This window comes from Sphingomonas sp. MMS24-J13 (assembly GCF_044905095.1).
Lineage (GTDB): Bacteria > Pseudomonadota > Alphaproteobacteria > Sphingomonadales > Sphingomonadaceae > Sphingomonas_I.
Window position 1 is genome coordinate 797,797 of record NZ_CP173258.1, and the last position, 26,037, is coordinate 823,833.

At 64.1% G+C, this 26,037-nt stretch carries 28 protein-coding genes and 1 pseudogene; 20 read left to right on the forward strand and 9 right to left on the reverse strand.

Annotation, left to right across the window (positions count from 1 at the left end):
- Positions 1–20: 20 nt before the first annotated feature.
- From AB4Z44_RS03775 to AB4Z44_RS03785, 3 genes are all read right to left on the reverse strand, one after another.
- The gene (locus AB4Z44_RS03775) at positions 21–1,844 is read right to left on the reverse strand and encodes a hypothetical protein (RefSeq protein WP_404712743.1); all 1,824 of its coding nucleotides are present in this window, start codon (positions 1,842–1,844) and stop codon (positions 21–23) included.
- A gap of 127 nt (positions 1,845–1,971) precedes the next feature.
- Positions 1,972–2,787: a glutamate racemase gene (murI, locus tag AB4Z44_RS03780; RefSeq protein ID WP_404712744.1), complete on the reverse strand. Its 816-nt coding sequence runs from the start codon at positions 2,785–2,787 to the stop codon at positions 1,972–1,974.
- Positions 2,784–4,439 (reverse strand): thiamine pyrophosphate-binding protein, encoded by a 1,656-nt coding sequence (locus AB4Z44_RS03785; protein WP_404712745.1) that lies wholly within the window; start codon positions 4,437–4,439, stop codon positions 2,784–2,786. The genes murI and AB4Z44_RS03785 overlap by 4 nt, the downstream gene beginning before the upstream one ends.
- A 131-nt stretch (positions 4,440–4,570) precedes the next feature.
- Here AB4Z44_RS03785 and AB4Z44_RS03790 point away from each other — a divergent pair, with 131 nt between their 5' ends.
- The 14 genes and pseudogenes from AB4Z44_RS03790 (at position 4,571) to AB4Z44_RS03855 (ending at position 15,607) form a co-directional block, all read left to right on the forward strand.
- On the forward strand, positions 4,571–5,281 hold the full coding sequence (locus AB4Z44_RS03790; protein WP_404712746.1) for a CoA transferase subunit A: 711 nt from the start codon (positions 4,571–4,573) through the stop codon (positions 5,279–5,281).
- Positions 5,278–6,228, forward strand: coding sequence for an HAD family acid phosphatase (locus tag AB4Z44_RS03795; protein ID WP_404712747.1), 951 nt, complete (start codon positions 5,278–5,280; stop codon positions 6,226–6,228). The genes AB4Z44_RS03790 and AB4Z44_RS03795 overlap by 4 nt, the downstream gene beginning before the upstream one ends.
- Positions 6,228–6,863: a 3-oxoacid CoA-transferase subunit B gene (locus AB4Z44_RS03800; RefSeq protein WP_404712748.1), complete on the forward strand. Its 636-nt coding sequence runs from the start codon at positions 6,228–6,230 to the stop codon at positions 6,861–6,863. The genes AB4Z44_RS03795 and AB4Z44_RS03800 overlap by 1 nt, the downstream gene beginning before the upstream one ends.
- Before the next feature lie 411 nt (positions 6,864–7,274).
- Positions 7,275–8,281 (forward strand): annotated as a pseudogene (locus AB4Z44_RS03805) (serine hydrolase domain-containing protein).
- Between the two features lie 161 nt (positions 8,282–8,442).
- Positions 8,443–9,216 carry a PEPxxWA-CTERM sorting domain-containing protein gene (locus tag AB4Z44_RS03810; RefSeq protein WP_404712749.1) on the forward strand — a complete coding sequence of 258 codons (774 nt, stop codon included), beginning with the start codon at positions 8,443–8,445 and terminating at the stop codon, positions 9,214–9,216.
- Between the two features lie 412 nt (positions 9,217–9,628).
- Positions 9,629–10,423, forward strand: coding sequence for a PEPxxWA-CTERM sorting domain-containing protein (locus AB4Z44_RS03815; protein ID WP_404712750.1), 795 nt, complete (start codon positions 9,629–9,631; stop codon positions 10,421–10,423).
- Between the two features lie 136 nt (positions 10,424–10,559).
- Positions 10,560–11,993, forward strand: a complete 1,434-nt coding sequence (gene leuC, locus AB4Z44_RS03820; RefSeq protein ID WP_404712751.1) for a 3-isopropylmalate dehydratase large subunit — start codon at positions 10,560–10,562, stop codon at positions 11,991–11,993.
- Entirely contained in the window at positions 11,990–12,505 is a 516-nt protein-coding gene (locus tag AB4Z44_RS03825; protein ID WP_404712752.1) for a DNA-deoxyinosine glycosylase, read from the forward strand. Before leuC ends, AB4Z44_RS03825 begins: the two co-directional genes overlap by 4 nt.
- Positions 12,502–13,080, forward strand: a complete 579-nt coding sequence (leuD, locus tag AB4Z44_RS03830; protein WP_404712753.1) for a 3-isopropylmalate dehydratase small subunit — start codon at positions 12,502–12,504, stop codon at positions 13,078–13,080. Before AB4Z44_RS03825 ends, leuD begins: the two co-directional genes overlap by 4 nt.
- A gap of 129 nt (positions 13,081–13,209) precedes the next feature.
- Positions 13,210–13,533, forward strand: a complete 324-nt coding sequence (locus AB4Z44_RS03835) for a DUF1476 domain-containing protein (protein WP_404712754.1) — start codon at positions 13,210–13,212, stop codon at positions 13,531–13,533.
- Complete coding sequence (locus AB4Z44_RS03840) at positions 13,533–13,766, forward strand: BolA/IbaG family iron-sulfur metabolism protein (protein WP_404712755.1); 234 nt, start codon at positions 13,533–13,535, stop codon at positions 13,764–13,766. Before AB4Z44_RS03835 ends, AB4Z44_RS03840 begins: the two co-directional genes overlap by 1 nt.
- A 10-nt stretch (positions 13,767–13,776) precedes the next feature.
- Positions 13,777–14,109, forward strand: a complete 333-nt coding sequence (grxD, locus tag AB4Z44_RS03845; protein ID WP_404712756.1) for a Grx4 family monothiol glutaredoxin — start codon at positions 13,777–13,779, stop codon at positions 14,107–14,109.
- Positions 14,110–14,144: 35 nt separating this feature from the next.
- Positions 14,145–14,990, forward strand: a complete 846-nt coding sequence (locus tag AB4Z44_RS03850) for an MBL fold metallo-hydrolase (RefSeq protein WP_404712757.1) — start codon at positions 14,145–14,147, stop codon at positions 14,988–14,990.
- The gene (locus AB4Z44_RS03855) at positions 14,987–15,607 is read left to right on the forward strand and encodes a DUF4230 domain-containing protein (protein WP_404712758.1); all 621 of its coding nucleotides are present in this window, start codon (positions 14,987–14,989) and stop codon (positions 15,605–15,607) included. Before AB4Z44_RS03850 ends, AB4Z44_RS03855 begins: the two co-directional genes overlap by 4 nt.
- A gap of 123 nt (positions 15,608–15,730) precedes the next feature.
- Here the strand turns inward: AB4Z44_RS03855 and AB4Z44_RS03860 are convergent, their stop codons facing one another.
- A complete protein-coding gene (locus tag AB4Z44_RS03860; protein WP_404712759.1) occupies positions 15,731–16,213 on the reverse strand; it encodes an outer membrane protein assembly factor BamE in 483 nt (160 codons plus the stop codon).
- Positions 16,214–16,314: 101 nt separating this feature from the next.
- Between AB4Z44_RS03860 and AB4Z44_RS03865 the strand changes: the two genes are divergently transcribed.
- Positions 16,315–16,845 (forward strand): ubiquinol-cytochrome C chaperone family protein, encoded by a 531-nt coding sequence (locus AB4Z44_RS03865; protein WP_404712760.1) that lies wholly within the window; start codon positions 16,315–16,317, stop codon positions 16,843–16,845.
- A complete protein-coding gene (locus AB4Z44_RS03870; protein ID WP_404712761.1) occupies positions 16,833–17,357 on the forward strand; it encodes a YceD family protein in 525 nt (174 codons plus the stop codon). Before AB4Z44_RS03865 ends, AB4Z44_RS03870 begins: the two co-directional genes overlap by 13 nt.
- Here AB4Z44_RS03870 and AB4Z44_RS03875 read toward each other — a convergent pair.
- On the reverse strand, positions 17,354–17,728 hold the full coding sequence (locus AB4Z44_RS03875; RefSeq protein ID WP_404714342.1) for a response regulator: 375 nt from the start codon (positions 17,726–17,728) through the stop codon (positions 17,354–17,356). The genes AB4Z44_RS03870 and AB4Z44_RS03875 overlap by 4 nt on opposite strands.
- A 48-nt stretch (positions 17,729–17,776) precedes the next feature.
- Between AB4Z44_RS03875 and AB4Z44_RS03880 the strand changes: the two genes are divergently transcribed.
- Complete coding sequence (locus AB4Z44_RS03880; RefSeq protein ID WP_404712762.1) at positions 17,777–18,055, forward strand: DUF3572 family protein; 279 nt, start codon at positions 17,777–17,779, stop codon at positions 18,053–18,055.
- A 24-nt stretch (positions 18,056–18,079) separates the two neighbouring features.
- On the opposite strand, the gene AB4Z44_RS03885 is transcribed toward AB4Z44_RS03880, so the two are convergent.
- Together AB4Z44_RS03885 and AB4Z44_RS03890 are read right to left on the reverse strand one after the other, a co-directional pair.
- Positions 18,080–18,721 (reverse strand): peptidylprolyl isomerase, encoded by a 642-nt coding sequence (locus AB4Z44_RS03885; RefSeq protein ID WP_404714343.1) that lies wholly within the window; start codon positions 18,719–18,721, stop codon positions 18,080–18,082.
- 116 nt (positions 18,722–18,837) lie between these two features.
- Positions 18,838–19,419 carry a DNA-3-methyladenine glycosylase gene (locus tag AB4Z44_RS03890; RefSeq protein ID WP_404712763.1) on the reverse strand — a complete coding sequence of 194 codons (582 nt, stop codon included), beginning with the start codon at positions 19,417–19,419 and terminating at the stop codon, positions 18,838–18,840.
- Between the two features lie 55 nt (positions 19,420–19,474).
- Between AB4Z44_RS03890 and AB4Z44_RS03895 the strand changes: the two genes are divergently transcribed.
- The 3 genes from AB4Z44_RS03895 (at position 19,475) to AB4Z44_RS03905 (ending at position 23,548) form a co-directional block, all read left to right on the forward strand.
- Positions 19,475–20,704 (forward strand): cysteine desulfurase-like protein, encoded by a 1,230-nt coding sequence (locus AB4Z44_RS03895; protein WP_404712764.1) that lies wholly within the window; start codon positions 19,475–19,477, stop codon positions 20,702–20,704.
- A gap of 7 nt (positions 20,705–20,711) precedes the next feature.
- Positions 20,712–21,806 (forward strand): FUSC family protein, encoded by a 1,095-nt coding sequence (locus tag AB4Z44_RS03900; protein WP_404712765.1) that lies wholly within the window; start codon positions 20,712–20,714, stop codon positions 21,804–21,806.
- 224 nt (positions 21,807–22,030) lie between these two features.
- On the forward strand, positions 22,031–23,548 hold the full coding sequence (locus tag AB4Z44_RS03905; protein WP_404712766.1) for an FAD-dependent monooxygenase: 1,518 nt from the start codon (positions 22,031–22,033) through the stop codon (positions 23,546–23,548).
- 11 nt (positions 23,549–23,559) lie between these two features.
- Here the strand turns inward: AB4Z44_RS03905 and AB4Z44_RS03910 are convergent, their stop codons facing one another.
- Together AB4Z44_RS03910 and AB4Z44_RS03915 are read right to left on the reverse strand one after the other, a co-directional pair.
- Positions 23,560–24,570 (reverse strand): acetamidase/formamidase family protein, encoded by a 1,011-nt coding sequence (locus AB4Z44_RS03910; RefSeq protein WP_404712767.1) that lies wholly within the window; start codon positions 24,568–24,570, stop codon positions 23,560–23,562.
- Complete coding sequence (locus AB4Z44_RS03915; protein ID WP_404712768.1) at positions 24,567–25,871, reverse strand: M28 family metallopeptidase; 1,305 nt, start codon at positions 25,869–25,871, stop codon at positions 24,567–24,569. The genes AB4Z44_RS03910 and AB4Z44_RS03915 overlap by 4 nt, the downstream gene beginning before the upstream one ends.
- Between the last annotated feature and the right edge of the window lie 166 nt (positions 25,872–26,037).

Sequence of the window (26,037 nt, forward strand, 5' to 3'; positions counted from 1 at the left end):
GGGGTGACGAGAACCGGGGCTCAGGCCGCGCGCACCGCCGGTCCCAGCCGCTCGATCATCGCTTTACGCATGACCTGATCGACATGGTAGCGCGGCATCGCGGCAGCGGTGAGCGCATGTTCGGTCCAGAGACCCGCCAGATCGGCCATCGTCCAGCTCACATCCTCCTTCAGCGACATCGCGCCCATGATGGTTTCGATGAGCTGCTGCTCGAACCATTCGCGCGCGATCGCCTGCGCTGCCTGACGCGCGCCCGGCACATGGATGAAGCGCTCGGTCCAGCGGTCGATCAGGTCGTTGAAGCCTTTGAAGTCGCCGTTGATGAGCAGCATGTTATGCTCGGGCAGGTAACGGGCAGCGCGCTTGACCATATCGTTCGGGCCGCGCGAGCCATCGACCACGCTGACCCAGCGCGTTTCCGGCTGAGGCGGGGTCTCGATCTTCTCCATGCCGTCATCGATCTCGTCGGCGAATTGCGACAGGATATCGGGCTGGGCGGGCTTGGGCTTCGGCTTGTCGATCGCCGTCGTTTCGGGCTTGGGCGGCTGGGGCTTGTCGACCAATTGCAGTGCCGGCTTGGCCTCGGCCGGCTTGGATGGCGCGGCGGGCTTTTGCACGGGCTTCTTGTAGCCGCCGAACTGGAAGAGCGAGCGCAGCGTTTTCAGCCGGTCGCGAATTTGTTCGGTCCGCTGCTCGCGCTGGCTGTCGGCGCCGAAATTCTCCTGGAAAGCGACCAGTTCGGCGGGCATCAGCGCGCGGAACTCGATCGCATATTGGCCCCAGTCGAGACCCTGATTGTTGACCAGCAGGTGCGTACGCGCCGTATTGGCGGTGACGAGCGAGGTCGCGCTCGGATTGGGCTCGACATAGAGCACGACCCGCTCGGCGCCGAACAATATGCCGAACGACTGCATCCGCACGAAGCCGCTGGTACGGATCTGCATCTCATACAGCTCGCTCTGAAAGAGCGCAGCGATATGGCCTTCGGGAATGTAGTTCCAATTGCCCGATTCAGCGTCCGCCTTGAGAATCCACCAATGGACGGTAGCACCCGATTTGGGGAGAATGGCGGCGCCGAAACTCTGGGAATTGCGCGTGAGCCATGGCTTCATGCCGCTCACCGCGGGCAGGCCGTTCTGCGGCGAGCCGAACGGAGATCGCCACCCGACGCGGGTGCGGACTGTCGTGCCCGGCGCGAATTCGAGGAAGCGCGTGTTGAGGTAGCGCAGAATCCACTGGTTGGGGTTCTGCGTGCCGACAGGTGCGTCGATGGTGGAATCATCGGCATCGCGACCGAGCAGAACCACCATCGTGCCGTGATCTTTGATCGGCTCCGGCTTCATCGCGTCGTCGATGGGCTGCCAGTAGAGGCCGTTCTCGAAGCGGCGCAGGCCATATTCGCCGGTAGCGTCCTTGAAGAGGTGGATCATGGCGCCGGCGCCATCCTTCCAGCTCAGATAGACCATGCCTTCCGGATTGAGCGGCGCGGCGGCGATCTTCGAACCCACGCCGAAATTGCCTGTGTCCGATTGCTGGTGGATCGAGGAGGAGAGCTTGTTGATGAACTCGACCATCTCGGGGCCGGTCATTCCCGATCCCGTATCGACGATCGAGAGCTTCATCGCCGATCCCGGGCCTGTCTGGCTGTGGCGCCGCCAATCGACGTCCCAGCGAATTTCGCCGACCTGCCCCGGCACGCGTTCGATGCCCTGCATCGCATTTTTGGTGAGCTCGCGCACGAACTGGAGCGGTGCGCAGTCCCGGTTGAGGCGATCCACCAGGAAACCCATCTTGGCGACGCTCATCGCCAGCATTTCCGGCTTGGCGGCGATATCGGTGCTCATCGTTTTCCCCCGCGGTGCAGCATTCGATCGGTTGCCTGAGCCGATCGCTTTCACCCTCTTTGATAGCAGGGGAGGTTAAAGATTAGTCAATTGCGATGATCGCATTTCGCTGCGACGCAGCACCCAACTAGAGCAATTCGATCCGCTCCAGTCCGCGGTCCGCGAGTGTCGTGCAGAAATAGGGCGCCGTATCTAGCGGAGCGGTAAAGACTATTGTCCCCGTGGCCGGTTTTTCGGGCCAGCCTTGGCCCTTTGTCAAAAAAAGCGCGCGCCGTGCTATCCCCGCCGCGCCATCGACGAAATCAATCGCGCGTGGCGCCACTGCGGCAAGCCGGTCCCGCACCAAAGGGAAATGCGTGCAGGCCAGTACGACCGTATCGACCCGGTCGCCGCCCCGTTGGCCCAGTAGGCCTTCGAGCGCGGCGGCATAATCGGTGTCGGCGGTCGGCTCACCACGCAGTCTTGCTTCAGCCAACTCGACCAGCCGCGCCGAGCCATGGCGCAGAACGAGGCAATCGCCCGCAAAGCGCGCGGAGAGATCATCGACATAGGGTTGGCGCACCGTTGCCTCGGTTCCTAGCACGCCTAAGGCACGGGCACGCGATCGTTCGGCAGCGGGTTTGATCGCGGGAACGGTGCCGACGATCGGCAGATCAAGCGCCGATCGCACCGCTGCCAGCGCGATCGTCGAGGCGGTGTTGCAGGCAATGACGATCAGCCGCGGGCGATAACGCTCCGCCAGTCTGCCGAGCAAGGCAGGAACGCGTGCGGCGATCTCCGCTTCGGTCTTCGTGCCATAGGGAAATCCGGCGTTGTCGGCGACATAGACGATCGGGGCGAGCGGGATGGCCGCGCGGACTTCGGCGAGGACGGATAGGCCCCCGACGCCCGAATTGAACACGAGGATGGGACGAGCATCCCCCGCCTCGATCCCTTGTGTCATTTTCCCGCCCGCAGTCCTGAGACCGTTAACGCAGGGCTGATCCGCTCGATATCCGTCTTGAGGTGCAGGAACGCGATCCCCGGCTGCTCCAGCGCGCGGGCGAGAGCGGGGGCGAATTGTTCGGTCGTTTCGACCGTCTCCGCCCAGCCATGATAGGCACGGGCGAGCGCGGCGAAATCGGGATTGGCCAGCGCCGTGCCCGAGATACGCCTCGGGTAGCGCCGCTCCTGATGCATTCGAATCGTGCCATAGGCACCATTGTCGACCAGCAGGACGAGCAGACGCGCGCCATATTGGGCGGCCGTCGCCAGTTCCTGGCCGTTCATCAGGAAATCGCCGTCGCCGGCCACGCACAGCACGCGGCGTTCGGGAAAGCGGATCGCGGCAGCGACGGCGGCGGGCAGGCCATAGCCCATTGCGCCGGCGGTGGGGGCAAGCTGGCTCGGCTGTGCGGCATAACGCCAGAAACGATGCGCCCAAGCGGAGAAATTGCCCGCGCCGTTGCAGATGATCGTGTCGCCGGGCAATTGTTCGCCCACCGTGCCCCAGCACAGGCCGAGATCGAGGGCGGCGCCGTTGGGCTGCGGGGTGCTCCACTCCAGCCATTGTGCATGCGCCTCGCCGCCGCTTGGCGAGCCCACGAAGGTTTCGTCGGCTGTCGCCGCCAGCAGACGCGCAAAGCTCGTCGAATCCGCACAGATCGATAGGTCGGTGCGGTAGACGCGGTTCAGTTCGTCGGGATCGGGATGGACATGGATCAACACCTGATCCGGATGATCGGGGCTGATCAGCGTATAGCCGTCCGTGGTCGCCTCACCGAGCCGCGTTCCGACTGCGAGCACCAGATCGGCCTGCCTGATCCGCTCGATCAACTTGGGATTGGGGCCATAACCGAGATTGCCGGCATAGACCGGGCAATCATTGGGCAGCGCATCCTGCCGCCGGAACGCGACCGCGACCGGCAGCCCGCTGCGCATCGCGAAAAGCGCGAAAGCTTCGCCCGTCTCTTTGTCCCAATCGGCGCCGCCGACGATTGCGATCGGGCTTTTGGCAGCGCGTAGTTTGTCGAACAGCGTGTTAAGCACCGCCGGGTCGCACGCCTGTATCGGACGTGCGACTGCCGGCCGATCGACGGCCTCGGCTTCTTCCTCCAGCATATCCTCGGGCAAAGCGAGCACCACCGGCCCCGGCCGGCCCGAGATCGCGGTTGCGTAAGCGCGGGCGACATATTCGGGAATGCGCGCCGCGCTTTCGATCTGCGCGGCCCATTTGCACAAGGGGCCGAAGAAAGCAGGGAAATCGACCTCCTGGAAGCCTTCGCGGTCGCGCGCGTCGCGGGCGACGTCGCCGACGAACAGGATCATCGGAGTCGAATCCTGCATCGCGACATGGACGCCGATCGACGCATTGGTCGCACCAGGCCCGCGGGTGACGAAGGCGATGCCGGGGCGGTGGGTCATCTTGCCGTCGGCCTCGGCCATGAAGCCGACCCCGCCTTCCTGCCGGCACACCACCAGATCGATCGATGGCGCATCGACCAAGGCGTCGAGCACGGGGAGAAAACTCTCGCCCGGAACGGTGAAGATACGGTCGCAGCGTTGTGCGATCAGGTTATCGACCAGGATACGGCCGCCGGTGCGAAGCTTCGTCATGCGCCCGCGCTATCATCGTAACGCCGTTTGAGGCAACGCGCCGCAATTGACCATTTGTGTCGCGCTTGCCTATGCGGGCAGGGCGGAGCGGGGCGACGTCCGATCCGATCTTTCTCCTGCGAGGGACCGTCATGGCCAACAAGATCTACTCCGATGCCGCCTCCGCGCTCGACGGGCTATTGTTCGACGGCATGACGATCTGTGCGGGCGGTTTCGGCCTGTGCGGCATTCCAGAGCGGCTGATCGACGCGATCGAGGCATCGGGGATAAAGGGGCTGACCTGCGTCTCGAACAATGCCGGCATCGATGGCCTGGGCCTGGGCAAATTGCTGCGCACCCGTCAGATCGCCAAGATGGTCTCGTCTTACGTCGGCGAGAACAAGGAATTCGAGCGTCAATATCTCGCTGGCGAACTCGAGGTGGAATTCTGCCCGCAAGGTACGCTCGCCGAACGTTGCCGGGCAGGGGGCGCAGGTATCCCCGGCTTCTACACCAAGACCGGTGTCGGCACCGTGGTCGCCGAGGGCAAGGAGACCAAAGAGTTCGACGGCGAGATCTATGTGCTCGAGCGTGGGATCGTTGCCGATCTGTCGATCGTCAAGGGGTGGAAGGCCGACGAGGCGGGCAACCTGATCTTCCGCAAGACCACCCGCAACTTCAACGCACCGATGGCGACTGCGAGCAAGATCACGGTCGCCGAGGTCGAGGAAATCGTGCCGGTCGGCAGCCTCGATCCCGACGCGATCCATGTACCCGGCATCTATATCAAGCGGCTGATCTCGGGCGCGCCCTACGAGAAGAAGATCGAGTTCCGCACCGTCCGGCAGCGCCAGGCGGCGTGAGCCGGCGCCCCGTCTGTCTGGCCGCAGCGGCCGTACTGACGCTCGTCTCGGGGATCGGGGCGGGCGAGGGCGCGTTTGCGAAGAGGCCGGCCAGGCAGCACAGCTTCGTGCCACCTGAACCACCGGCGGTTCCGCAGCAACTGCACGGCATTCAATATCTCTTCGGATCGGGCGAAGCAGCGGCGCTCAGCCGCGGGGTGTGGCACGCTTTCACCACTTTCGTCGACGGCGCGATGACCGATGGCAAACGCCGCAGCGTGGTGCTCGCGCCCGACGCGAGCCTCGCCGATCCGCATTTCCCCGATTGTGGCAGCAAGCCACCTGCGATCGTGCTCGATGTCGACGAGACGTCGATCCTCAATCTCGGCGCCGAATATGACGATCTGGCCGCCGGCCGGAAGACCTTCAACGACGATGCGTGGGACCGGTGGGAAAAAACGGGCGCCAATTATGTGTTGCCGACGCCGGGCGCCCGCGAAGCGCTCGATCATATCCGGGCGCTTGGCGTGACCGTGATCTTCAATACCAACCGGGCGCTCGCCAACGCCGCCGGCGCGCAGGCTGCGATCGATGCTGCCGGGCTCGGCCCCGCGCGCCATGGCGAAACCTTGTTCCTGATGGGTGATGACGCGACCGGATCGCGCAAGGACGGCCGCCGTCAGACGATTTCGGCGCGTTATTGCGTCCTGGCGATGGGTGGCGATCAGCTCGGCGACTTCACCGATCTGTTCAACACCGAACCCAACGGCATCGCCGCGCGCCGCGCCGCGACCGCCTTGCCGGGCATAGCCGAGCTTTGGGGCAATGGCTGGTTCGTGCTGCCCAACCCAGTCTACGGATCGGCGCTGCAGGGCGGCTCTGACGAGATCTTTCCCAAGGACAAGCAATGGCGCGATCCCGGCCCTTCGCCGGCTCCGTATCCCGTTTCCAAGAAGGTGAAGCACTGATGCCCTGGACCCGCGACGAAATGGCCGCCCGTGCCGCCAAGGAGCTGAAGGACGGCTATTATGTGAATCTCGGGATCGGCATCCCGACTTTGGTGGCGAACCACGTGCCCGAGGGTGTCGAGGTGACGCTCCAGTCTGAGAATGGCATGCTCGGGATCGGGCCCTTCCCCTATGAGGACGAGGTCGATCCCGATCTGATCAATGCCGGCAAGCAGACGATCAGCCAGCTGCCGTCATCGTCCTTCTTTTCCTCGTCGGACAGCTTTGCGATGATCCGTGGCGGTCATATCGACCTGACCGTGCTCGGTGCGATGGAGGTTTCGGAAGGGGGTGACATCGCCAACTGGATGATCCCCGGCAAGATGGTGAAGGGGATGGGCGGCGCGATGGACCTCGTCGCCGGCGTCAAGAAGATTATCGTCGTGATGGAGCATACCAGCAAGAACGGCGATCCCAAGTTCATTCCGGCCTGCACCCTGCCGCTGACCGGCAAGAATGTGGTCGACATGATCGTGACCGACCTGTGCGTGTTCTCGCGGCCCGATCATAAATCGCTATTCAAGCTGGTTGAGCTGGCACCGGGCGTGACGGCGGACGAGGTCGCGGCCAAGACGACCGCTGCCTACGAGGACTGATCGGGCTTGGCTTGACCCCGCCGCTCATCGACCACGACGTTTCGTCGCATGATATTGCGCGATGAGCCGAGCCCGCAATGCGTTGACGGCCTTGGCCATCGCCGCCAGAGCCTCGCCGACAATGGCTTTTCCAACGTGATACCGCCGACACGACCCAATCCCCCTAGGCATCGCCCGTGGCATGTCCCCGCGGTGGCGCGATGGATCGCGATCGTGCTGGTCGCCCTGATTGCGATCGAACTGGCGGTGATCGCGCGCCATTTCGTCGCGGAGGCGCCGGCCCGGCAAGGCGAATATACCGCCAACCGAGCCGAGCGCAGGCTCGGGGCGGGGCCGCTCAATCCCAAAGCCTATCGGATCGACTACACCCACCTCGATGCTCGTATCCGCCAGCTGATGGAACGGCGCGATATGGTGGGGTTGGGCGTCGCTGTCATCGAGGATGGGCAGCTCGCGTTTGTCAAAGGCTATGGCGAGACGGTTGCGGGCTCGGGCGATCGCGTCAGCGCGCAGACCCAGTTCCGCTGGGCGTCACTTTCGAAGAGCGTGGGTTCCACGCTCGTCGTCAAACTTGCTGCGGCGCACAAATTATCACTGGACGACCCGATCTCGAAATGGTCGGCGACGCTCAAATTGCCGCAAAATAATCAGAACGTCGCGACGCTCGGCGACGCGCTTTCGCATCGCCTCGGCATCGTCAAGAATGCTTATGACGATCGGCTGGAAGACAATGTCGATCCGGGGAGATTCGCGGCTCGTACGGCCCACTCTTTCCAATGTGCCCGCCCGGGACCTGTTTTGCCTATCAGAATATCGGTTATGATGTGGCGCACGAGGCGGTCGAGAAGGCGAGCGGCCTGTCGTACGATAAAGCGGCGCACACGATCCTGTTCGGGCCGCTCGGCATGACCAGCGCCAGTACGACGCGCGACGGCTATGTCGGAAAGAAGAGTTGGGCGCGTCCACACGATGGCCGGCGCGAGTTGCCAGTGCCCGAGGCCTATTTCCGCATTCCGGCGGCAGGGGGCGTCTCCAGCACGATCGTCGATCTGGGCATCTGGATGCGCGCCCAGATGGGCGGCGCGCCGCGCGTACTGCCGCAGGATCTTTTGTTCCAACTCCATGTGCCGCGTGTTCTCACGCCGCAGCGCGGGCGCGCCGATTACGATCAGATTCTTAAAAGCAGTGCGTACGGGCTCGGCTTTCGTTCATCGATCTATGAAGGCCATCACCTGGTTTGGCACCGCGGCGCGGTGAAAGGATCGCGGTCGCTGATCATCTTCGATCCGGATGCGCGATTCGGTGTGGCGATGTTGTGGAATTCGACGTCGGTCAAACCGACCGGCCTACCGATGGAATTGTTCGACGAATATTACCGCCGCACGTTTCGGGACTGGCTCCAGCCGGGCCGTCCTTAACCATGATTCGTAGTTATGGGGCATTTTTTGCCGATGGAAACCCCTAAAGACCTCTTAATCTGATGGAAGGCGCCGCTTTTTGGTTGACATGGAGTTAACCTTTGCTGCACTGCATCCAGCAGATGGCCCATGCGCGGGTCTTGTGTATGTAGGGGGCGGTAATGGTTTCGACCAAGTGGGCAATGGGCGCGATCGTTGGTGCGGCGATGTTCGCGGCGGTGCCGGCGAGCGCCACGGTAACGTTCGCGGATTACCAGCCTATCGATACCAGCAATAACATCGGGTGGCAGAACAATGGTTCGGGCGGCTCCGGTTCGGGCGGCTCGATTTACACGATTGCGCCGGGCGCGAGCACGCCAGGCAGCGTGCAGATCAAGTTTTCCTTCCTCCTGCCGGGGCTGGACGTCGTTTCCGGCGTAACGGCGAATTTCACGCTGCTGGCCACTGCGACGAACGCGCCCGCGCTGACGGATGGTTCCTTTTTCTATCAGCCGACGATTGCCGGCAACTTCTCGATCATCAGCACGTCCGCAATCACGGTTGCTGGCCATACCTATGCTTCGGGGTCGAACCTTCTGTCCGCCACGTTCACCGATTCGGGTATCTTCGGTGGGGTTGGATCTACCAGTGGAGAGCTCGATTCGACGGGCGATGGTTCGACCATTACTTACACGTCGGACTTCCTGAACTTTGCGCCGACGGTCAATCGCGATTTCGCCCTGTCGCTGGCGTCTATTGCATCGAAGCTCAGGTCGAACAATGCCAATACCGCGCTCGGCTCGTTCAGCGGCAATAGCAGCGGTAACTTCTCGTCCGATCCGGCGCCGCTCCCCATTTTCGCGGTTCCTGAGGCGGCGACCTGGGGTATGTTCATTGGTGGCTTCGGCCTGATCGGCGCATCGCTTCGCCGGCGCCGGGAATACTCGCTGGCCTGATTTACTTGGTCAATCAGTAAAAAAGGCGTTGAACTCTGGTTCAACGCCTTTTTTTGGCTCGTCTCGCCGACGGCGATCATGAGTTCGATCTCCACCTGCCGCCCGCCTTGAAGAGGTTGTTAGTAGGATCCGGGTCGGGGTTCGGGAAACAATAGCGGGTTCTCAATAGAACCGGTGTCCTTCCGCCCAGCGCAGTTCGTTGCGACGGTAGGTAAATGCCGGGACTTCCGGTTGATCATGCGCTGTGATGGATATCGTCTATGGGACGCTCGTTGCCGGAATTACCGGACCGTCGAGTTAACCGCAAATGGTTAACTTCGCATCTGCACAAAAATGGTTGACATTGAGTTAACCTTTGCCCTAGGTTCCCGTCGATCGTCCGACATGGCCGTCAGTAGAGGGGTAGTGGTACATGTTTTTTCCCAAGCTGAATGTGGGGGCAGGGCTTGCTGCCGCAACAATAGCCGCCAGCATGCTCGTTGCGACCCCGTCGCAGGCGACCATCACCAGTTTCGCATCTTACTCGGCCGTCAATTCGAGCTCCAATATCTATTGGAAGAACAGCGCGAGCGATGGTGCGAGCAGCAAGAGCGGTACCCTCTTCACGAGTTCCACTAACGGCTCGACTGCTGGTTCGACGACCATCAAATTCTCGTTCCTGCAGCCCGGCCTGAACGTCGTCTCCAATGTCACTGCGACTTTCACTTTGCTGGCGACCGTAACGAACGTGGCGGCGTCCAGCCTCGGACCGCAGCAAACTCAGAAGGGGCTTACGGGCTCTTTTTCGATCATCAGCACTGCGCCTATCACGATCTCGGGCTACACCTATGCAGCGGGTACCAACCTGCTGTCGGCGACGTTCACCAACGCGTCGATCAACGGAACTTCATCGGGCGGCGTTCGCGACGCAACCAGTGGTGCCAATGCCGGCACGATTACTTACACTTCGGCGTTCCTGAATTTCCTTCCGACCGTGGACAAGGACTTCTCACTTTCGCTGACGTCGATCACGCCGAGTTTGGCGCATAGCACGGGCAATGCGTTGAAGACGTTCAGGGCCAATTCCACCGGGACATTCTCGACCGATCCGGTTCCGGCGATCGTCATACCGGTTCCCGAAGCGGCGACCTGGGCGATGTTCATCGCCGGCTTCGGCCTGATGGGCGCGACGCTTCGCCGCCGTCGCCCGGAGCATTCGCTGGTCTGAGGCGATTGCATCAATGAATTGTTGGAGGGCGTCTGATTTCGATCCGGCGCCCTTTTCCATTGCGACGATTTGGTTGCTACGGGATAAGCTTTGTTATGCTTGAGCGGGGCGATCCGCGCGCCTATCTGCGGCCATCATGTCCAGCAAAGCCCGCACCCTCTACGAAAAGATTTGGGACGCACACGTCGTCTCGCGCCGCGATGACGGCACCTGCCTGATCTATGTTGATCGCCACCTCGTTCACGAGGTGACGAGCCCTCAGGCTTTCGAAGGGCTCCGCGTTGCCGGGCGCAAGGTGCGTCGTCCCGATCTCACGCTGGCCGTGCCGGATCATAATCTGCCGACGACTGCGCGTGTCGATGCGCAGGGACATCGCATTCCGATCGCCGACTCGGAAAGCGCGAACCAACTTGCTGCACTGCGGCGCAACGCGCCCGAGTTCGGGATCCGATTGTTCGACGAGATCGCGCCTGAGCAAGGCATCGTCCATGTCGTCGGCCCCGAGCAGGGTTTCACCTTGCCGGGCACGACCTTGGTGTGCGGCGACAGCCACACCGCTGCCCACGGCGCGCTTGGCTCGCTCGCTTTCGGGATCGGTACGTCCGAGGTCGAGCATGTGCTGGCCACCCAGACTTTGCTGCTCAAGCAATCGAAGACGATGGAAATCCGGGTCGACGGTACGCTCGGCTTCGGCGTGAGCCCCAAGGATGTGATTCTGGCGATCGTCGGCAAGGTCGGCGCCGCCGGCGGCACTGGCTACGTCGTCGAATATACTGGCGAGGTGATCCGCGCCATGTCGATCGAGGGCCGGCTGACCGTTTCGAACATGGCGATCGAGCATGGTGCGCGGTCGGGCTTGATCGCGCCCGACGAAGCCACCTTTGCCTATATTGCCGGCCGACCGATGGCGCCCCAGGGCGCGGAATGGGCGAAAGCGGTTGATCATTGGCGGACACTGCCGACCGACCCGGGCGCGGTGTACGACAAGGTGGTCCTGCTCCACGCCGACGAGATCGCACCGAGCCTGACCTGGGGCACCAGCCCGGAGGACGTCGTGCAGATCACCGGCAGCGTACCCGATCCGATGAGCTTCGCTGACCCCTCCAAGCAGGAGGCGGCTCGCAAGTCGCTCGATTATATGGGCCTTGTTCCCGGCACGCGCATGCAGGATGTCGGCGTCGAAAATATCTTCATCGGGAGCTGCACCAACAGCCGGATCGAGGATCTGCGCGCCGCTGCTGCGGTCGCCAAGGGGCGCAAGGTCGCAGGCAATATCCGCCAGGCGCTGGTCGTGCCGGGCTCGGGGCTGGTCAAGCGCCAGGCCGAGGCCGAGGGGCTCGATCGTATCTTCATCGAGGCTGGCTTCCAGTGGCGCGAGCCGGGCTGCTCGATGTGCCTCGCGATGAATCCCGACAAGGTTCCGGCCGGCGAGCGCTGCGCCTCGACCTCCAACCGCAATTTCGTCGGCCGGCAGGGGCCGGGTGCGCGCACGCATCTCGTCTCGCCGGCGATGGCGGCGGCGGCGGCGGTCACCGGCCGGCTGACCGACGTGCGCGAGCTGATGGGGTGAGTTCGCAAGCGCTGAAGGCGGCGTTTCCGGCATCGGTCGATGCGAATACGCGCTTGCTGGTGTTGGGCAGCTTGCCGGGCGAGGTCTCGCTGGCGGCGCGGCAATATTATGCCAACCCGACCAATCAATTCTGGCGGCTGCTCGGCGGCGTGATCGGCGAGGATCTGCCAATGCTTGGCTACTCCGCGCGCCTCGATCGCCTGCTCGCGCATGGCATTGGGCTGTGGGACGTGATCCAGTCGGCGCGTCGGGCAGGTAGTCTCGACACCGCGATCCGCGATCATCAGCCGCGCGATTTGCGCGCGTTCGCAATGCATCTGCCCAACCTCCGGGCCATCGCCTTCAACGGCGGCAAGGCCGCCTCCATCGGCCGCAGGCAATGGGGCGTGGATGACGGCTCGATTGCTCTGCTGGATCTGCCGTCCAGTAGTGCGGCCCATTGCAGTATCTCGTTCGACGCCAAGCAGGCGCAGTGGCTCGCCCTGAAAAGCCACGCAGGGAGTTTCAGATGAACCCGGTTACCTCGGTCGAAGGGCGCGCCTTCCCGCTCGGCCGCAAGAATGTCGATACCGACGTCATCATTCCCGCGCATTATCTCAAGACGATAACCCGCGCGGGCCTCGGGAAAGGGGCGTTCGAGACGATCCGCGCCGAGCCGGGCAATGTGTTCGACGATCCTGAATATGCCGGCGCGCCGATCCTGATCGCGGGCGACAATTTCGGCTGCGGATCGAGTCGCGAGCATGCGGCCTGGGCGCTGAACGACATGGGCGTGAGCGCGGTGATCGCGCCGTCTTTCTCGGACATCTTTTCAGGCAATGCGTTCAAGAACGGCATCGCGACGATCATCCTGCCGCAGGAGGCGATCGACCGGCTGATGGAGGTCGCGAAGACCGATCCGATCACCGTCGATCTCGAGACCGAAACCGTCACCACGCCGTTCCAGGACCGGTTCGAATTTCACATGGACCCATTCCGCCGCGATTGCCTGATGGGTGGCAAGGACGAGATCGGCCTGACGTTGGCCATGGCAGATAAGATCAGCGGATATGAGCGCACGATGGCAGTGGAGCGGCCCTGGTTGTAAAGGCTTGGTTTCGCTGCGTGACGTCAATGGGGCGCCGACGTCCAGCTTTCCCCTTCGATAGCTAAGGTCCGGTTGCGCCCTAACGCCGCGGTCCCTATCTTGCTGTTCAGAGCAAAGGGAGCCGAATGCATGTCCACCTTCGATGATCGTGAGCGCAGTTTCGAAACGAAATTCGCGCGCGATGAGGAGATGGCGTTTCGCGTCACCGCGCGCCGCAACCGTCTCGTCGGTGCCTGGGCCGCACGGCTGATGGGGCTGACCGCCGAGGAAAGCGATGCTTATTGCAAGGCGGTGGTTCAGGCCGATTTCGAGGAAGCGGGCGATGAGGATATCATTCGCAAGCTGCTTGGCGATCTGGTCTCCGCCGGTGTCGAGATGAACGATGCCGGTATTCGCTCCGCGCTCCACGACGCGACGATCGAGGCGCGTCGCCAGCTGATCGAGTCGCAATAATGGCGATGGCCGCAGACGAGATTGAAACGATGATTCGCGCCGCCATCCCGGATGCGCAGATCGAGATCAAGGATCTGGCCGGCGACGGCGATCATTATTCGGCGCGTGTCGTGTCCGAAAGTTTCCGGGGTCAATCCCGTATCATCCAGCAACGCCGTGTCTATGAGGCGCTGGGCGGCCGGATGGGGGGCGTGCTCCACGCGCTCCAGCTCACCACTGCCATTCCTTCCTGAGGACCAAGCCATGACCGAAGACGCCAATGCCCGCATCGATGCCGCCGTCAAGGCGAACGATGTGCTCCTGTTCATGAAGGGGACGCCGCTTTTCCCGCAATGCGGTTTCTCGAGCCGTGCGATCGCGATCCTCGAGCGGATCGGGGTGGAATATGGCACGGTCGACGTGTTGCAGGATCAGGGCATCCGTCAGGGTATCAAGGCCTATTCGGACTGGCCGACCATCCCGCAGCTCTATGTGAAGGGCGAATTTGTCGGCGGATCGGACATCATGATGGAGATGTACGAGAGCGGCGAGCTGCAGCAGCTGATGGAAGAGCAGGGGCTCGTCACCGCACAGTGATCCGCCCTCGTCGCGGCGGGGTTCGCATCGATCCGATGAGCGATCGGGTCGTGACGCTGGAGCCGCTCGTCCGCCGGCTGCTCGCGCCCAATCCATCGCCGTTCACGTATACGGGTACGCAGACATATATCGTCGGGCATGGCGATGTCGCGGTGATCGATCCGGGGCCGGATCTGCCCGAGCATGTCGCCGCGATCCTCGCCGCGACGGCGGGTGAAACGGTCACCGCGATCCTTTGTACCCACACGCATCGCGATCACAGCCCCGCGGCGCCTGCGCTGAAGGCCGTCACCGGCGCGCCGATCGTCGGCTGCGCGCCGCTCGTATTGGAGGATGCCGGGCCGCGTGCGGATGCGTCGTTCGATCCCGGCTATCGGCCCGATCGTGTGCTGGGGGATGGCGAGACGGTGTCCGGCCCCGGCTGGACCCTGGAGGCGGTGGCGACGCCGGGGCATACCTCCAACCATCTCTGTTTCGCGCTGCGCGAGAGTGGCGCTTTGTTCAGCGGTGATCATGTCATGCGCTGGTCGACCACCGTCGTCTCGCCGCCCGATGGCGACATGGCCGATTACATGATGAGCCTCGGCAAGCTGATCGAGCGCAACGATCGCATATATTATCCCGCGCATGGCGATCCGGTCGAGGAGCCGCGCCGCTTCGTGTCGGCGATCGCGATGCACCGCCGCCAGCGCGAGCGGCAGATCCTCGATCTGCTCGGACAGGAGCCGCTGCCGATCCAGTCGATGGTCGAGCGCATGTATTCCGGCATCGATCCGCGCCTGCACGGTGCGGCCGGCCGGTCGGTGCTAGCGCATTTGATCGATCTGGAGACACGGCAGGAAGTGGTCCGCGACGGCGACGGATGGGCGCTGGCGGCGTGACCCGGCAGGTGTTGAGGGTCGGTGGCGCGTTCCTGCTCGTCCTGCTGGTTGCGGCCGGGATCATCGCGGCCTTGGGCTGGCGGCTGAAGAAGGAGCTCAATCCCGATCCGGTAACGATCGCTACCGCCAGCCTGCAGGCGGTGCGCGAGCAAGCGGTCCTGACGCCGTTTGCCGCACGCTTCGTCGCGGTCGTGACCTCGGAGCAGCATCGCTTCCTGTTTGCGGCGCGGCGGACGTTGATCATGCCCGGCATGGTCCGCTACGAACTCGATCTCGCCGCCTTGCGGCAGCAGGATCTGGCGTGGAATGCGGCGACCCATACGCTTACCATCACCTTGCCGCCGATCCGCGTCTCGCGACCGCAGGTCGATCTCGATCAGGTGCGGACTTATGGCGAGGGTGGGGTGTTGCTGGCGCTGACCGACGTTGCCACCCAGCTCGATTCCACAAATAGGGCGGCGGGGCAGGCCGAATTGATGCGTCAGGCCGGGGAGGCCCTGCCGATGCGACTGGCACGCGATGCGGCCCGCAACGCGATCGCCCGGAGCTTCGCCATGCCGCTGAAGGCGGCTGGGCTCGATGCGACAGTGGTGGCGAAGTTCGCAGGGGAAGCTTAAGCGAACACCGTCATCCCCGCCTGCGCGAAAGCTGGGATCTCAGGAGGATATGAGCGCGGTCAACGCGCGCGAGACCCCACCCTGCGCTGGGGTGACGAGACTGAGTTGAGCCTCAGCCTAACTCTAACCCGGATTATCTGCCGTCGGCGCACCCGAGCTCACACCGCCAACGGTGCCGATGTTGCCGAACAGCTCGGACAGGAAGCCGCGGTTGGAACCGAGCACCGGGGTCTTCTTGCCGTCAAGCGAGACGTTGCGGATCGTCTCAAGCCCCGTTTTCTGCACCGACGCGACTTCGCCATTAGGGGCGAAGCGGATCGTAAGCAGCATCTGGCTGGTCGGATGCGGGGTCGAGAAAGCGAGCTGGCGGGTGTCGCGCGCGACATAATACCAGGTCGCACCCTTGTTGAACTGCCCTTCCAGGCTGGCGCGGCCGAGCGTCTTGTAGACCGAATCCCGCGTGTCGACGCCCGGCGCGACCGTATCGATCAGCGAGGAATTGATGATATAGCCTTTGTGATCGCGAACCGAGGTGCAGCCGGAAAGCGCAGCGAGCCCGATCAGCGCAAGCGGTGTGGCCGCTGCTCGCGCCCTGGATGCTGCCATTATATTCTCCCGACACAAACAATGAAGCGCCGGGATTGCAACCGCGCGCTGGTGCCTCAATATGCGGGGCCGCGCGCTTGGGCAAGCGGCGGCGAAAGGAGATGCGGCGAGTGGCGGGACTATGGCGGCGGCTGTTCGGCCGCGGTGAGCGCGATTCGTTGCTGCCGCTCTACCGATCGATCGTTGCGGCGGCGCGGCGGCCGGTCTGGTACCGGTCGGGCGGGGTACCCGACACGATCGATGGGCGGTTCGACATGGTCGCCGCGATCCTGAGCCTCGTCCTGCTGCGGCTTGAGCGTGAGGGCGCGCCGGGCCGCGAACCGGCGGCGCGGCTGACCGAGTTGTTCGTCGAAGATATGGACGGGCAATTGCGTGAGCGTGGCGTCGGCGATGTCGTGGTCGGCAAGCATGTCGGCAAGATGATGGGGGCGCTCGGCGGGCGACTGGGCGCGTTTCGCGAGGCGTTCGCCGTCGATGGCGATCTCGACGCGGCGATCGTGCGGAATGTCTATCGCGGCGTCGCGCCGGGCCCCGGCGAAAGCGAGGTGTTGCGCGATGGCCTGACCGCGCTCAACGCGACGCTCGGCGCGACGCCCGCGGACGAGATATTGGCTGGGGTATGGCAGAATTGACCGATCCGGAATTCTCGCGGCCGGTACGCCTCGATACGCTGGGTGACGGCGTGCGTCACATCGCGATCGAAGCGAACGCGGACGAGCGGATGGCGTTGGCGCGCCGGTTCGGCCTGCTGGCAATCGAACGGATGGATGCAGAGGCCGACCTGCACAATACCAATGGGGCGGTGCATGCGTCCGGCCGGCTGCGTGCGGCCGTCACCCAGGCTTGCGTGGCCAGCGGCGAGCCCATTGCGGCGATCGTCGACGAACCGTTCGAACTCAAATTCATGCCGGAGGGGAGCGCTACCGAGGACGAGATCGAGCTCGATGAGGACGATCTCGACATTATCGGCTTCGCGGGCGGCGCGATCGATCTGGGTGAGGCCGCAGCGCAGACTCTATCGCTTGCGCTCGATCCGTTCCCACGCGCGCCGAACGCAGCTCAGGTGCTGCGCGAAGCCGGTGTCGTCGATGAGCAGGATGTCGGACCGTTCGCCGTGCTCAAGGGCTTGAAAGACAAGCTTTAACGCACCTCTCCGATAAGGCTGCGGACCGCGTCCAGAAAGCGTGCCACGGTCACTGGCTTGGACACATACGAATCCACGCCTGCAAGCCGGATCCGTTCCTCATCACCCTTGGCGGCATAGGCCGTTACCGCCATGATCGGGATGGCGGCCAGTTGGGCGTCGCGCTTGATCGCCTCGATCAGTTCGAGCCCCGAAACGTGCGGAAGCTGGATATCCATGACGATCAGATCGGGGACGATGGCTTGCGCGCGCGTCAACGCGTCGCGGCCGTCGCTTACCGGTTCTGGTCTATAACCGTGCGCCGTCAAAAGATCGCAGAAGAGCCTGAGGTTAAGATCATTATCCTCGACAACCAGAACGGTTTTCGCCACGCGGCCTTCCTCGGGCTTGATCATACTCAACTCCTCACAGAAAAACGCATGACAGCGCATAATGGCAGACCGGATTTTGACGAGGCCGCGACGATCGGTTTGCGTGCGCTCGCCTGGACTTTGGGTGATGCGGATGTGGCAGCGCGGATGATCGCCACCACGGGCCTCGACATCGGCGATCTGCGGGCGCGGGCGGGGGAGCCGGCGTTGCTGGCGGCCGTGTTGTCGTTCCTCGAGGCTTATCAGCCGAATCTGATCGCCTGCGCCGAGGCACTCGATATGAACCCTAGTCAATTGGTAGCGGCGCGGATTCTGCTGGAACACTGATCGATCGGCCAGGCGTGGCGGCCTTCAATCGGACCGCTTTGCGGAGATGATCTTGACCGGCGCGAGCAGCATCTGGCCCTTCATCACCGCCGGACCCGCGTCACCGGTCGGTGAAACCAGGATGTGGCGGATGATATCCATGCCCTGGGTGACGTGTCCGAACACCGCGAAGCCGAGATTGTCTCCGGGTTGCGACGGATCGGCATCCATCGTCGGAAAACCCCCCACGACAACGAAGAAATCGCCGCTCGCCGTGCCGGGCGCGGCACGCGCCATCGAGATCGCGCCATCGACATGGCTGAGACCGGTCTTGGTGGTGGGCTCGTGCGCGATATTGGGAAAGACCCGCTTCGGATCGTTGCGCGCGCCGCCCTGGACGAGGCCATAGCCGTCCTGCACCTTGACCGAGCGATAGAAAGTGGTCCCGTCGAAACGCTTGCCGTCGACATAGCGCAGGAAGTTCGCGGTCGTGATCGGCGCGCGCTCCTTCTCCAGCTCGAACACGATCGGGCCCTCGCTGGTGGTGAGGGTGACATGGACTACCGCCGGCTTCGGCGCTGCCGGTGCCGGCGGTGCAGTTTGCACGGGTGGGGCCGGCGCAGGAGCGTCCTGCGCAAAGGCAGGAATTGCAGCGAGCCAGAGGAGCAGCGTGAATCGACGGTTCATCATTTCGATCTCAATTGACGATGCGCGAAGCTGTTCCGTCCGGTCCGGACAGGCAAGGCCGGAAATGCCTGTTGCACTTGCAGCAATCTCCTTCGAGCCGAGACCAGCTTATCGCATCACGTCGCTCGCGACACGATTTTCTTGGGAAACGGGCGGCTCAGATAGCCTGAGCCACCCAGACCAAACCGCCATGGCAGATCGATGGCCTTGGTAATGCCGATGCGGGGTCCTACCAGAATTTCACGTGGCGGCTCCCCCGCCTCGATCGAAAACGGGGGTTGATCGACCGGCAGCCCCGTCATCGCACCGGTGACGCCCAATGCTTGAGCGAGCTTGCCCGGCCCGCTGCAGAGCGCACGGATATCGACCAGACGACGCCTCTCCTGCATCGCCGCAATCCCGTCGGTCGGCTCGATCGCGCGGATCAGCACCGCGCCGCCATGGCGCGCCCCGCCGACGAAGTTGAGGCACCAGTGCAGCCCGTAGATCCGATAGACATAGACATGCCCGCCCGGCCCGAACATCGGCGCATTGCGCGGGGTCGGGCCGGGAAAGCTGTGTGCGGCCGGATCGTCGATATCGTAAGCTTCGGTCTCGACGATGATCCCGCCGATGCCGTCGATCAGAAAGCGTGCACCGATCAAGGCGCGCGCGAGCGACACGACCGGTTGCGTCCAGAATGCGGGCTCGATTGCCATGTTCGTGCTCCTGCCCGACGAAGGGGGGTGCAAGCGAGCGATTCGGAGGTGGGCGATGGACTTTCCGATTGAGGCGATCCGGGCGCAATTTCCGGCATTGGCGGTGACCGATGACGGCCGGCCGCGCATCTATCTCGACGCGCCCGGCGGCACGCAAGTCTGCCGCCCTGCGATCGAGGCGATGGTGGCGCACCTTCAACGTGGCACCGCCAACGCCGGCGGCGCATTCGCCACCACGATCGAGACCGACGCGATGAGCGCAGCGGCGCATGCGGCAATGGCCGATCTGCTCGGTGGCGAGTCGGACGAGATCGCGTTCGGGCCGAACATGACCTCGCTGACGTTCGCGCTATCGCGGGCACTGTCGCGCAGCTGGGAGGAGGGCGACGAGATCGTCCTGACCCGGCTCGATCATGACGCCAATGTCTCGCCGTGGTTGCTCGCGGCGCGCGATCGTGGGGCGAAGGTGCGCTGGATCGATTTCAATCCGGCGACAGGGGTGCTCGATTATGATGCGGTGCCCGGCCTGCTCGGGCCAAGGACACGATTGGTCGCAGTCGGGGCGGCCAGCAACGCACTCGGCACGCTCAACGATGTCAATCGAATCGTCGCGATGGTGCGCGCCGGATCGGAGGCCCTTGTGTTCATCGATGCGGTGCAATCGGTACCGCATGTGCCGACCGACGTTGAGGCGATCGGCTGCGATTTCCTCGTCTGCTCGCCCTACAAATTCTTCGGGCCGCACCAGGGTGTGCTCTGGGTGCGATCGGGGCTGATCGACGCGATCGAGGCCTACAAGGTGCGCCCGGCCGGCAATGACGGCGCGCATCGCTTCGAGACCGGCACGCCCTCGTTCGAAGGACAGGCGGGGGTGCTAGGGACGATCGTCTATCTCGACTGGCTGGGCGGCGAGGTTTCCGGCGCGAACGGCCGGCGCGAGCGCCTGCGTGCGGCGTTCGAGGCCTGCATCGCCTACGAACGCGATCTGGGCGAGCGGCTGCTGGCGGGATTGGCGACGATTCCGGGATTGAAGCTGTGGGGCGTGCCGACGATGGACGGCCGCGTCCCGACCTTCGCATTTACCATCGACGGCCACCATCCCGACGCGATCGCGGGGCATCTGGCGGGGCAGGGGATCTTCGCCTGGTCGGGCCACTTCTACGCGGTCGAGGTGATCGCGCGGCTGGGCCTGGCCGAAAGCGGCGGCCTGGTGCGGCTGGGGTTGTGCCACTACCACACCGCTGGCGAGGTGGATCGCACGATCGAGGCGCTTCGCGCTCTGTAATCGCGCCATGCCCGCCACCATCCGCACCACGCTCGAAGGCCTGCTCGCTCCCGGCCCGCGCATGGTCGACGAGCTCGAATGCGTCGCATCGGTCGCACTGGCTGTCCTGTTCGCGCATATGATCCATGCGCATAACGTCTCGTGGGCGGCGTTTACCGGCTTCGTGCTGATGCGCGGCCATGTCGCAGAAAGCTTTCTGCGCGGGATCATGCGGATCGTCGGCACTGCCGCCGGTGCGGGGCTGGGGCTGCTGATCGTTCCCTTCGCCAGCCGCTCGCTGCCGTTCGCGACGCTCGCGACTGCCTTGATCGGCGCGATCGGGCTCTACGGGATGCTCACTGCGAAGCGCGCCTATAGCTGGCTGCTGTTCGGGCTGACGTTCGAGATGATCCTGCTCGGCAAGCTCGAACATCCGACCGTCGATGTGATCGATTTCGCGAAAACGCGGCTGCTCGAAGTGATTGCCGGCACGGTCGCCTGCGTGATCGTCAGCGCGATCAGCACCTACACCGCCCGCCGCCACTGGCCGGGTCCGCCGATAGCGCCCGCGGTCCGGATCGGCTGGCATCCTTATGCCGCCAGCCATGCCGCGCAGGCGGGCATCGCCCTGGCCTTGCTGCCCGTCCTCCACGCCCTGTTCGGCATCCGCGAACTTGCGCAGGCGGGCGTGACGATCATGGCGGTGATGATCGTGCCGGTGACCGTACTCGGCAAGAGCGGGCTCGTGCCCGTCAATCGCCGTCTGCTCCAGCGGACGATCGGCTGTCTCGGTGGCGGGATGCTGGCGGCGGCCTTCCTGTTTCTGGCGCAGGGATCGCCGATCATCCTCATCGCCGGCACATGCATCGGTGTCATCGTCGGACGGCATATCGAGAATGCCGGCGGCACCACCACCTATGTCGGCCTGCAATTCACCCTCGCGATCCTCGTCACGCTCGTGCCCGATACCTATGCCGATGCCGAGATCATGCCTGCACTGCTGCGGCTGCTGAGCATTTTCATCGGGATGGCGCTCTTGGAGCCGGTGCTGCTGGCGTGGCATTGGCTCGCACCGCATGAAGCGCGGGCGGTGGCAGCATCGACGTCGTCCGAAAGTGAGTGATCGTTGCGATTCGATCCCCAACACGCTATTCGGGCCATGTCGGAAAAGGCAGACTTGGTCTGGTAAGCCCAAGTCCTTTCGGTAACGAAAGCTCTGGTCTTTGGCCTCGCGCCTGAGATCCCCGCGACGAACCCAGGAGGCTTCCAAAGCGTCCGATCGTTCGTCTGCGAGGTGCTCAGCTTGAGAAACGCTCCGGTCGAACGAACATCGACCAGGAGCGATTCATGAACACCCCCCACAATTCTTCCTACGACGTCGTGATTGCGGGCGCAGGGCCGGTCGGCCTGTTTCTCGCCTGCGAGTTGCGCCTCGCGGGCTGCTCGGTGCTGGTGATCGAGCAAGCGCGGGATCCGCATTCGCCGCTGAAGGCATTGCCATTCGGCCTGCGGGGGCTTTCGGTGCCGACGATCGAGAGCCTCGATCGCCGCGATCTGCTGGCTGCTATCGAGCAGGGCGCCGTCGGCCGCGATGTGCCGGCAACCGCGCATTGGATGCGGCAACGGCGTCGCCCCGCCGGCCATTTCGCGGGGATCCAGTTCTTCGAAGATCGGATCGACGGCACCGATTGGCCGTACCGGCTGCCGGGCCTGCCGCGCAGCATCGCCGCCGACATGGCGGGCATCGAAACCGTTCTCGCAGATCGCGCGACGGCCATGGGGGCCGAGATCAGGCGCGGTTGCGGCGTGGCGGATCTCGAACAATCCGATACGGCGGTGATGGTCCGCACTGGCACCGCGCCGATCTGCGCGCGCTGGCTCGTCGGTTGCGACGGTGGCCGTAGCACCGTGCGCAAGGCTGCCGGGATCGGCTTCGTCGGTACCGATCCCGAACTGACCGGCTATTCGGTCGAGGTCGTGCTGGCCGATCCGGCCAGGCTGATATCAGGCCGCCATTACACGGCGACGGGCATGTATACCTATAATGCGCCCGGCACGATCGCGATGGTCGATTTCGACGGCGGCGCCTTCCACCGGAGCGATCCGATCACGCGCGACCATGTCGAAGCCGTGTTACGCAGGGTTTCCGGCGCGGATGTCGCGGTAACCCGTCTCGAACTGGCCACGACCTGGACCGATCGCGCTTGTCAGGCGAGCGAATATCGCAAGGGCCGCGTGCTGCTCGCGGGCGATGCCGCGCATGTCCATTCGCCGCTCGGCGGACAGGGCCTCAATCTTGGGCTGGGTGATGCGATGAACCTCGGCTGGAAGCTCGCCGCCACGATCCGCGGCGATGCGCCGCCGGACCTGCTGGACAGCTATGCGCAGGAGCGGCAGCCGGTTGCCGCGCAGATCCTCGACTGGTCGCGTGCCCAGGTCGCGCTGATGCGGCCGAGCAGAAGTTCGCGTGCGATCGAAGCCATTATTCGCGATCTGATCGAAACAGGCGATGGCGCGACCTATTTTGCGGAACGGGTGCTGGGCGTTGCACTTCGGTACGATCTGGGTGGAAGCCATCCGTTGACGGGTCGTAGCGTACCCGATTTCGCGATGGCCGATGGGACACGAGTTAACGAGTATATGCGCAGCGGCCGCGGACTGATCGTGGATTTCGACAAGCGCCCGTCGCGCAAGTCGATCGCCGCCCAATGGCGGGACCGGATTGCGTATATTGCCGATGATGCAAGCGAGCGCCTTGGCCTGAGCGCGATGCTGGTTCGGCCAGACGGTGTCGTGGCCTGGGCGAGTGATCGTGCCGCCGACGACACAGGCCTTACCGCAGCCGCGTCGCGATGGTTCGGCTGACCGCGCGAGCCTTACTTCGCGAACAGCGCCTTCGGCACCAGCACATGCACCCCCTTGTTGCGATCGACGAGCTCGGTCACCGCGACATCGCCTGCCGCGCTCAGCAGCATATAGGCGTCGTCGCGGTTCATCCCCTTCGCCGCGACCAGATAGTCGATCATGTTGCGCAGCGCCTTGCGTGTCGCATTTGAGAGGTCGTCGTCGAAGCCCATCGCGATGTAGTGGGTCGGCGTCTCGGCGCGCGGATAAGCGGGCCCGGGCAGTTCACCCTTCTTGTGCAGGATGAAACGGAACGTCCCGGTCAGACTCGTTTCCAGCGCGGTGATGTCGACCTCGCCATTGCCTTGCGCGGCATGGCCGTCGCCCGCTTCGAACAGGGCGCCGGGGACATGGACCGGCAGATAGAGCGTGCTGCCCGCGATCAGATCCTTGTTATCCATATTGCCGCCGATGATCGTCGGGGCGGTGCTGTCGTAGCGGCCGAAATCGGGCGGCGGGGCGATGCCCATGCTGCCGAAGAACGGATGGAGCGGGATGGTGATGCCCGGCGCGAAATGCGCGACCATCTGCGTGCGATCGAGCGGGACGATCTTCATCCGCGCATAAGGGAAATCGTCGGTCAGGAAGCCGGCGCCGTATCGGAAGGCGTTATAGGCATAGGGAATGGCGAGATCGATCTTCTCGATCCGGATCTCCAGCGTGTCGCCGGGTTCGGCGCCCTCGATCGCGATCGGTCCGGTCAGGATATGCCCACCCGGCCCTTTGTCGGTGACATGCGCGGTGATGTCGCGCAGACTTTGCTCGACGTCCTTGGGCGCGACGCCCGCGCCCTCCAGTCGATCGGGGCTGCTGGTGATCAGGGTGTGCATCACCACGCGATCGCCCGATTTGATCGTCAGGACCGGCTTGGCCTTGGGATCGTAATGCCCCCACGCCACCGTCGTCGGCGAGGCGGGCAGATCATAGGTCCCGGCGCTCGCGGCTGTGCCGAGCAAAGCGGCAAGGATCATAAGATTCTTCATTTCGAACTCCCGATCGGCGGGCGGACCGGCATGCCGCCGAAGGTGACGATGCTCTCTGCGCCCTTGGCCGACAGTGCGGAGACGCCGAAGAAATGGTCGTCGATATTGATGTGCGGCAGGTCGATGGCGGTGGCCGAGGCGGGCACGTCTTTCTTGTCGCTCCACCCGAACGTATCGGCGCGCCGCCAGCGGATGCGATAGCCGGTGGCGCTGGGCACCGCGTCCCACTTGATATGGGTGTCGTCGCTGACCGCGCCCGAGATGGTCACCGTCGCCGGCGCGCCCGGTGCAGCGGCCAACTCGCGGATCACCGCCATGTTGAGCGCGGTGACGCGGGCGAGATAAGGGAAATCCACCCAGTCGATCGTGTCGCCATAGACGCGGCCGTTATCGGTGCGGAGCGACTGGTGCTGGCGATCATAATGCTCGGCCGGCTCGGTGAAGCGCACCGCCGGATAGCCCGCCTCGAGGAAGGGGATATGATCGCCGCCGCGCTGGAAGCGATCGGGCCGGCGCACCGCGAACACCTTGAGGCCGATGCCGGGCTCGGCGCCCGCCACTCGGGCCACCGCCTTGGCGAGCGCGCGCGAGGGGCTGTCATCCTCGCCGCCATTGCCGCGTTCCGCTGGATTGCCGGCGATCTGGATTCCCTCGCTGAACACGCGCACGACATCGGTGATATGCTCGCCGCCGATGCCGTGGGTGTTGCCGACGATATCGTTGTTGAGCACCGCCGCGACCTTCCAGCCGCGCGCCTTCGCGGTTCGTGCCAGCAACTGCCCGCCCCACAGGCCCTGCTCCTCGCCGGTCAGCACCGCATAGACGATGGTCGCGGGGAATTTCTCTTTCGACAGGATCCGCGCCGCCTCCATGACCAAAGCCGTGCCCGAAGCATCGTCATTGGCGCCGGGAGCGTCGCTGGCGGCGTCCATCACGTCGTTGACGCGGCTGTCGATATGCCCCTGGACGATGATGACACGGTCGGGGTCGGTCGTACCCCTCTGGACCGCGATCACATCCTCGACCCGAACGCCGCCGGGCGCGCGGGCGCCGGTGAAAGTGTCGCCGATCCGCTCGATCGTAAGACAACCGCCACACGCTGCCGCATTCTTCGCGAACACATCCGCGACCCAGTTGCGCGCCGCACCGATGCCGCGCTTCGGATCGGTCGTCGTGGAGAGCGTGTGGCGCGTGCCGAAGCCCACCAACGCAGTGATCGTTGTCTTGAGCGCATCGGGCGAAGGGGCGGGCGCAGCGCCGATCAGGAGGAGTGCGCCGAGCGGCAGGAGGGTGGTTTTCATGGGCGTCATCCTGCGGTCCAGCGTGAGCATGCGCAACAGGATTGAGCGTTGCCGCTGCGCGCCGGGCGCGTCATAGCTTGGGCGGGCAATCGCATCTGTTTTTCTCGTCATGCTGAACTTGTTTCAGCATCCACCAGGCATCCGCACGAACAGTGCGGTACGCACG

What these genes read in the sequence shown, in the direction of transcription:
- AB4Z44_RS03870 (WP_404712761.1), top strand. Translation starts at nt 16,833, where the DNA reads ATGGCAGAATTGACCGATCCGGAATTCTCGCGGCCGGTACGCCTCGAT.
- murI (WP_404712744.1), bottom strand. Translation starts at nt 2,787, where the DNA reads ATGACACAAGGGATCGAGGCGGGGGATGCTCGTCCCATCCTCGTGTTC.
- grxD (WP_404712756.1), top strand. Translation starts at nt 13,777, where the DNA reads ATGACCGAAGACGCCAATGCCCGCATCGATGCCGCCGTCAAGGCGAAC.
- AB4Z44_RS03880 (WP_404712762.1), top strand. Translation starts at nt 17,777, where the DNA reads ATGACAGCGCATAATGGCAGACCGGATTTTGACGAGGCCGCGACGATC.
- AB4Z44_RS03850 (WP_404712757.1), top strand. Translation starts at nt 14,145, where the DNA reads ATGAGCGATCGGGTCGTGACGCTGGAGCCGCTCGTCCGCCGGCTGCTC.
- AB4Z44_RS03865 (WP_404712760.1), top strand. Translation starts at nt 16,315, where the DNA reads ATGCGGCGAGTGGCGGGACTATGGCGGCGGCTGTTCGGCCGCGGTGAG.
- AB4Z44_RS03860 (WP_404712759.1), bottom strand. Translation starts at nt 16,213, where the DNA reads ATGGCAGCATCCAGGGCGCGAGCAGCGGCCACACCGCTTGCGCTGATC.
- AB4Z44_RS03900 (WP_404712765.1), top strand. Translation starts at nt 20,712, where the DNA reads ATGCCCGCCACCATCCGCACCACGCTCGAAGGCCTGCTCGCTCCCGGC.
- AB4Z44_RS03885 (WP_404714343.1), bottom strand. Translation starts at nt 18,721, where the DNA reads ATGAACCGTCGATTCACGCTGCTCCTCTGGCTCGCTGCAATTCCTGCC.
- AB4Z44_RS03810 (WP_404712749.1), top strand. Translation starts at nt 8,443, where the DNA reads ATGGTTTCGACCAAGTGGGCAATGGGCGCGATCGTTGGTGCGGCGATG.
- leuD (WP_404712753.1), top strand. Translation starts at nt 12,502, where the DNA reads ATGAACCCGGTTACCTCGGTCGAAGGGCGCGCCTTCCCGCTCGGCCGC.
- AB4Z44_RS03840 (WP_404712755.1), top strand. Translation starts at nt 13,533, where the DNA reads ATGGCGATGGCCGCAGACGAGATTGAAACGATGATTCGCGCCGCCATC.
- AB4Z44_RS03775 (WP_404712743.1), bottom strand. Translation starts at nt 1,844, where the DNA reads ATGAGCACCGATATCGCCGCCAAGCCGGAAATGCTGGCGATGAGCGTC.
- AB4Z44_RS03790 (WP_404712746.1), top strand. Translation starts at nt 4,571, where the DNA reads ATGGCCAACAAGATCTACTCCGATGCCGCCTCCGCGCTCGACGGGCTA.
- AB4Z44_RS03895 (WP_404712764.1), top strand. Translation starts at nt 19,475, where the DNA reads ATGGACTTTCCGATTGAGGCGATCCGGGCGCAATTTCCGGCATTGGCG.
- AB4Z44_RS03905 (WP_404712766.1), top strand. Translation starts at nt 22,031, where the DNA reads ATGAACACCCCCCACAATTCTTCCTACGACGTCGTGATTGCGGGCGCA.
- AB4Z44_RS03890 (WP_404712763.1), bottom strand. Translation starts at nt 19,419, where the DNA reads ATGGCAATCGAGCCCGCATTCTGGACGCAACCGGTCGTGTCGCTCGCG.
- leuC (WP_404712751.1), top strand. Translation starts at nt 10,560, where the DNA reads ATGTCCAGCAAAGCCCGCACCCTCTACGAAAAGATTTGGGACGCACAC.
- AB4Z44_RS03815 (WP_404712750.1), top strand. Translation starts at nt 9,629, where the DNA reads ATGTTTTTTCCCAAGCTGAATGTGGGGGCAGGGCTTGCTGCCGCAACA.
- AB4Z44_RS03910 (WP_404712767.1), bottom strand. Translation starts at nt 24,570, where the DNA reads ATGAAGAATCTTATGATCCTTGCCGCTTTGCTCGGCACAGCCGCGAGC.
- AB4Z44_RS03915 (WP_404712768.1), bottom strand. Translation starts at nt 25,871, where the DNA reads ATGAAAACCACCCTCCTGCCGCTCGGCGCACTCCTCCTGATCGGCGCT.
- AB4Z44_RS03800 (WP_404712748.1), top strand. Translation starts at nt 6,228, where the DNA reads ATGCCCTGGACCCGCGACGAAATGGCCGCCCGTGCCGCCAAGGAGCTG.
- AB4Z44_RS03835 (WP_404712754.1), top strand. Translation starts at nt 13,210, where the DNA reads ATGTCCACCTTCGATGATCGTGAGCGCAGTTTCGAAACGAAATTCGCG.
- AB4Z44_RS03785 (WP_404712745.1), bottom strand. Translation starts at nt 4,439, where the DNA reads ATGACGAAGCTTCGCACCGGCGGCCGTATCCTGGTCGATAACCTGATC.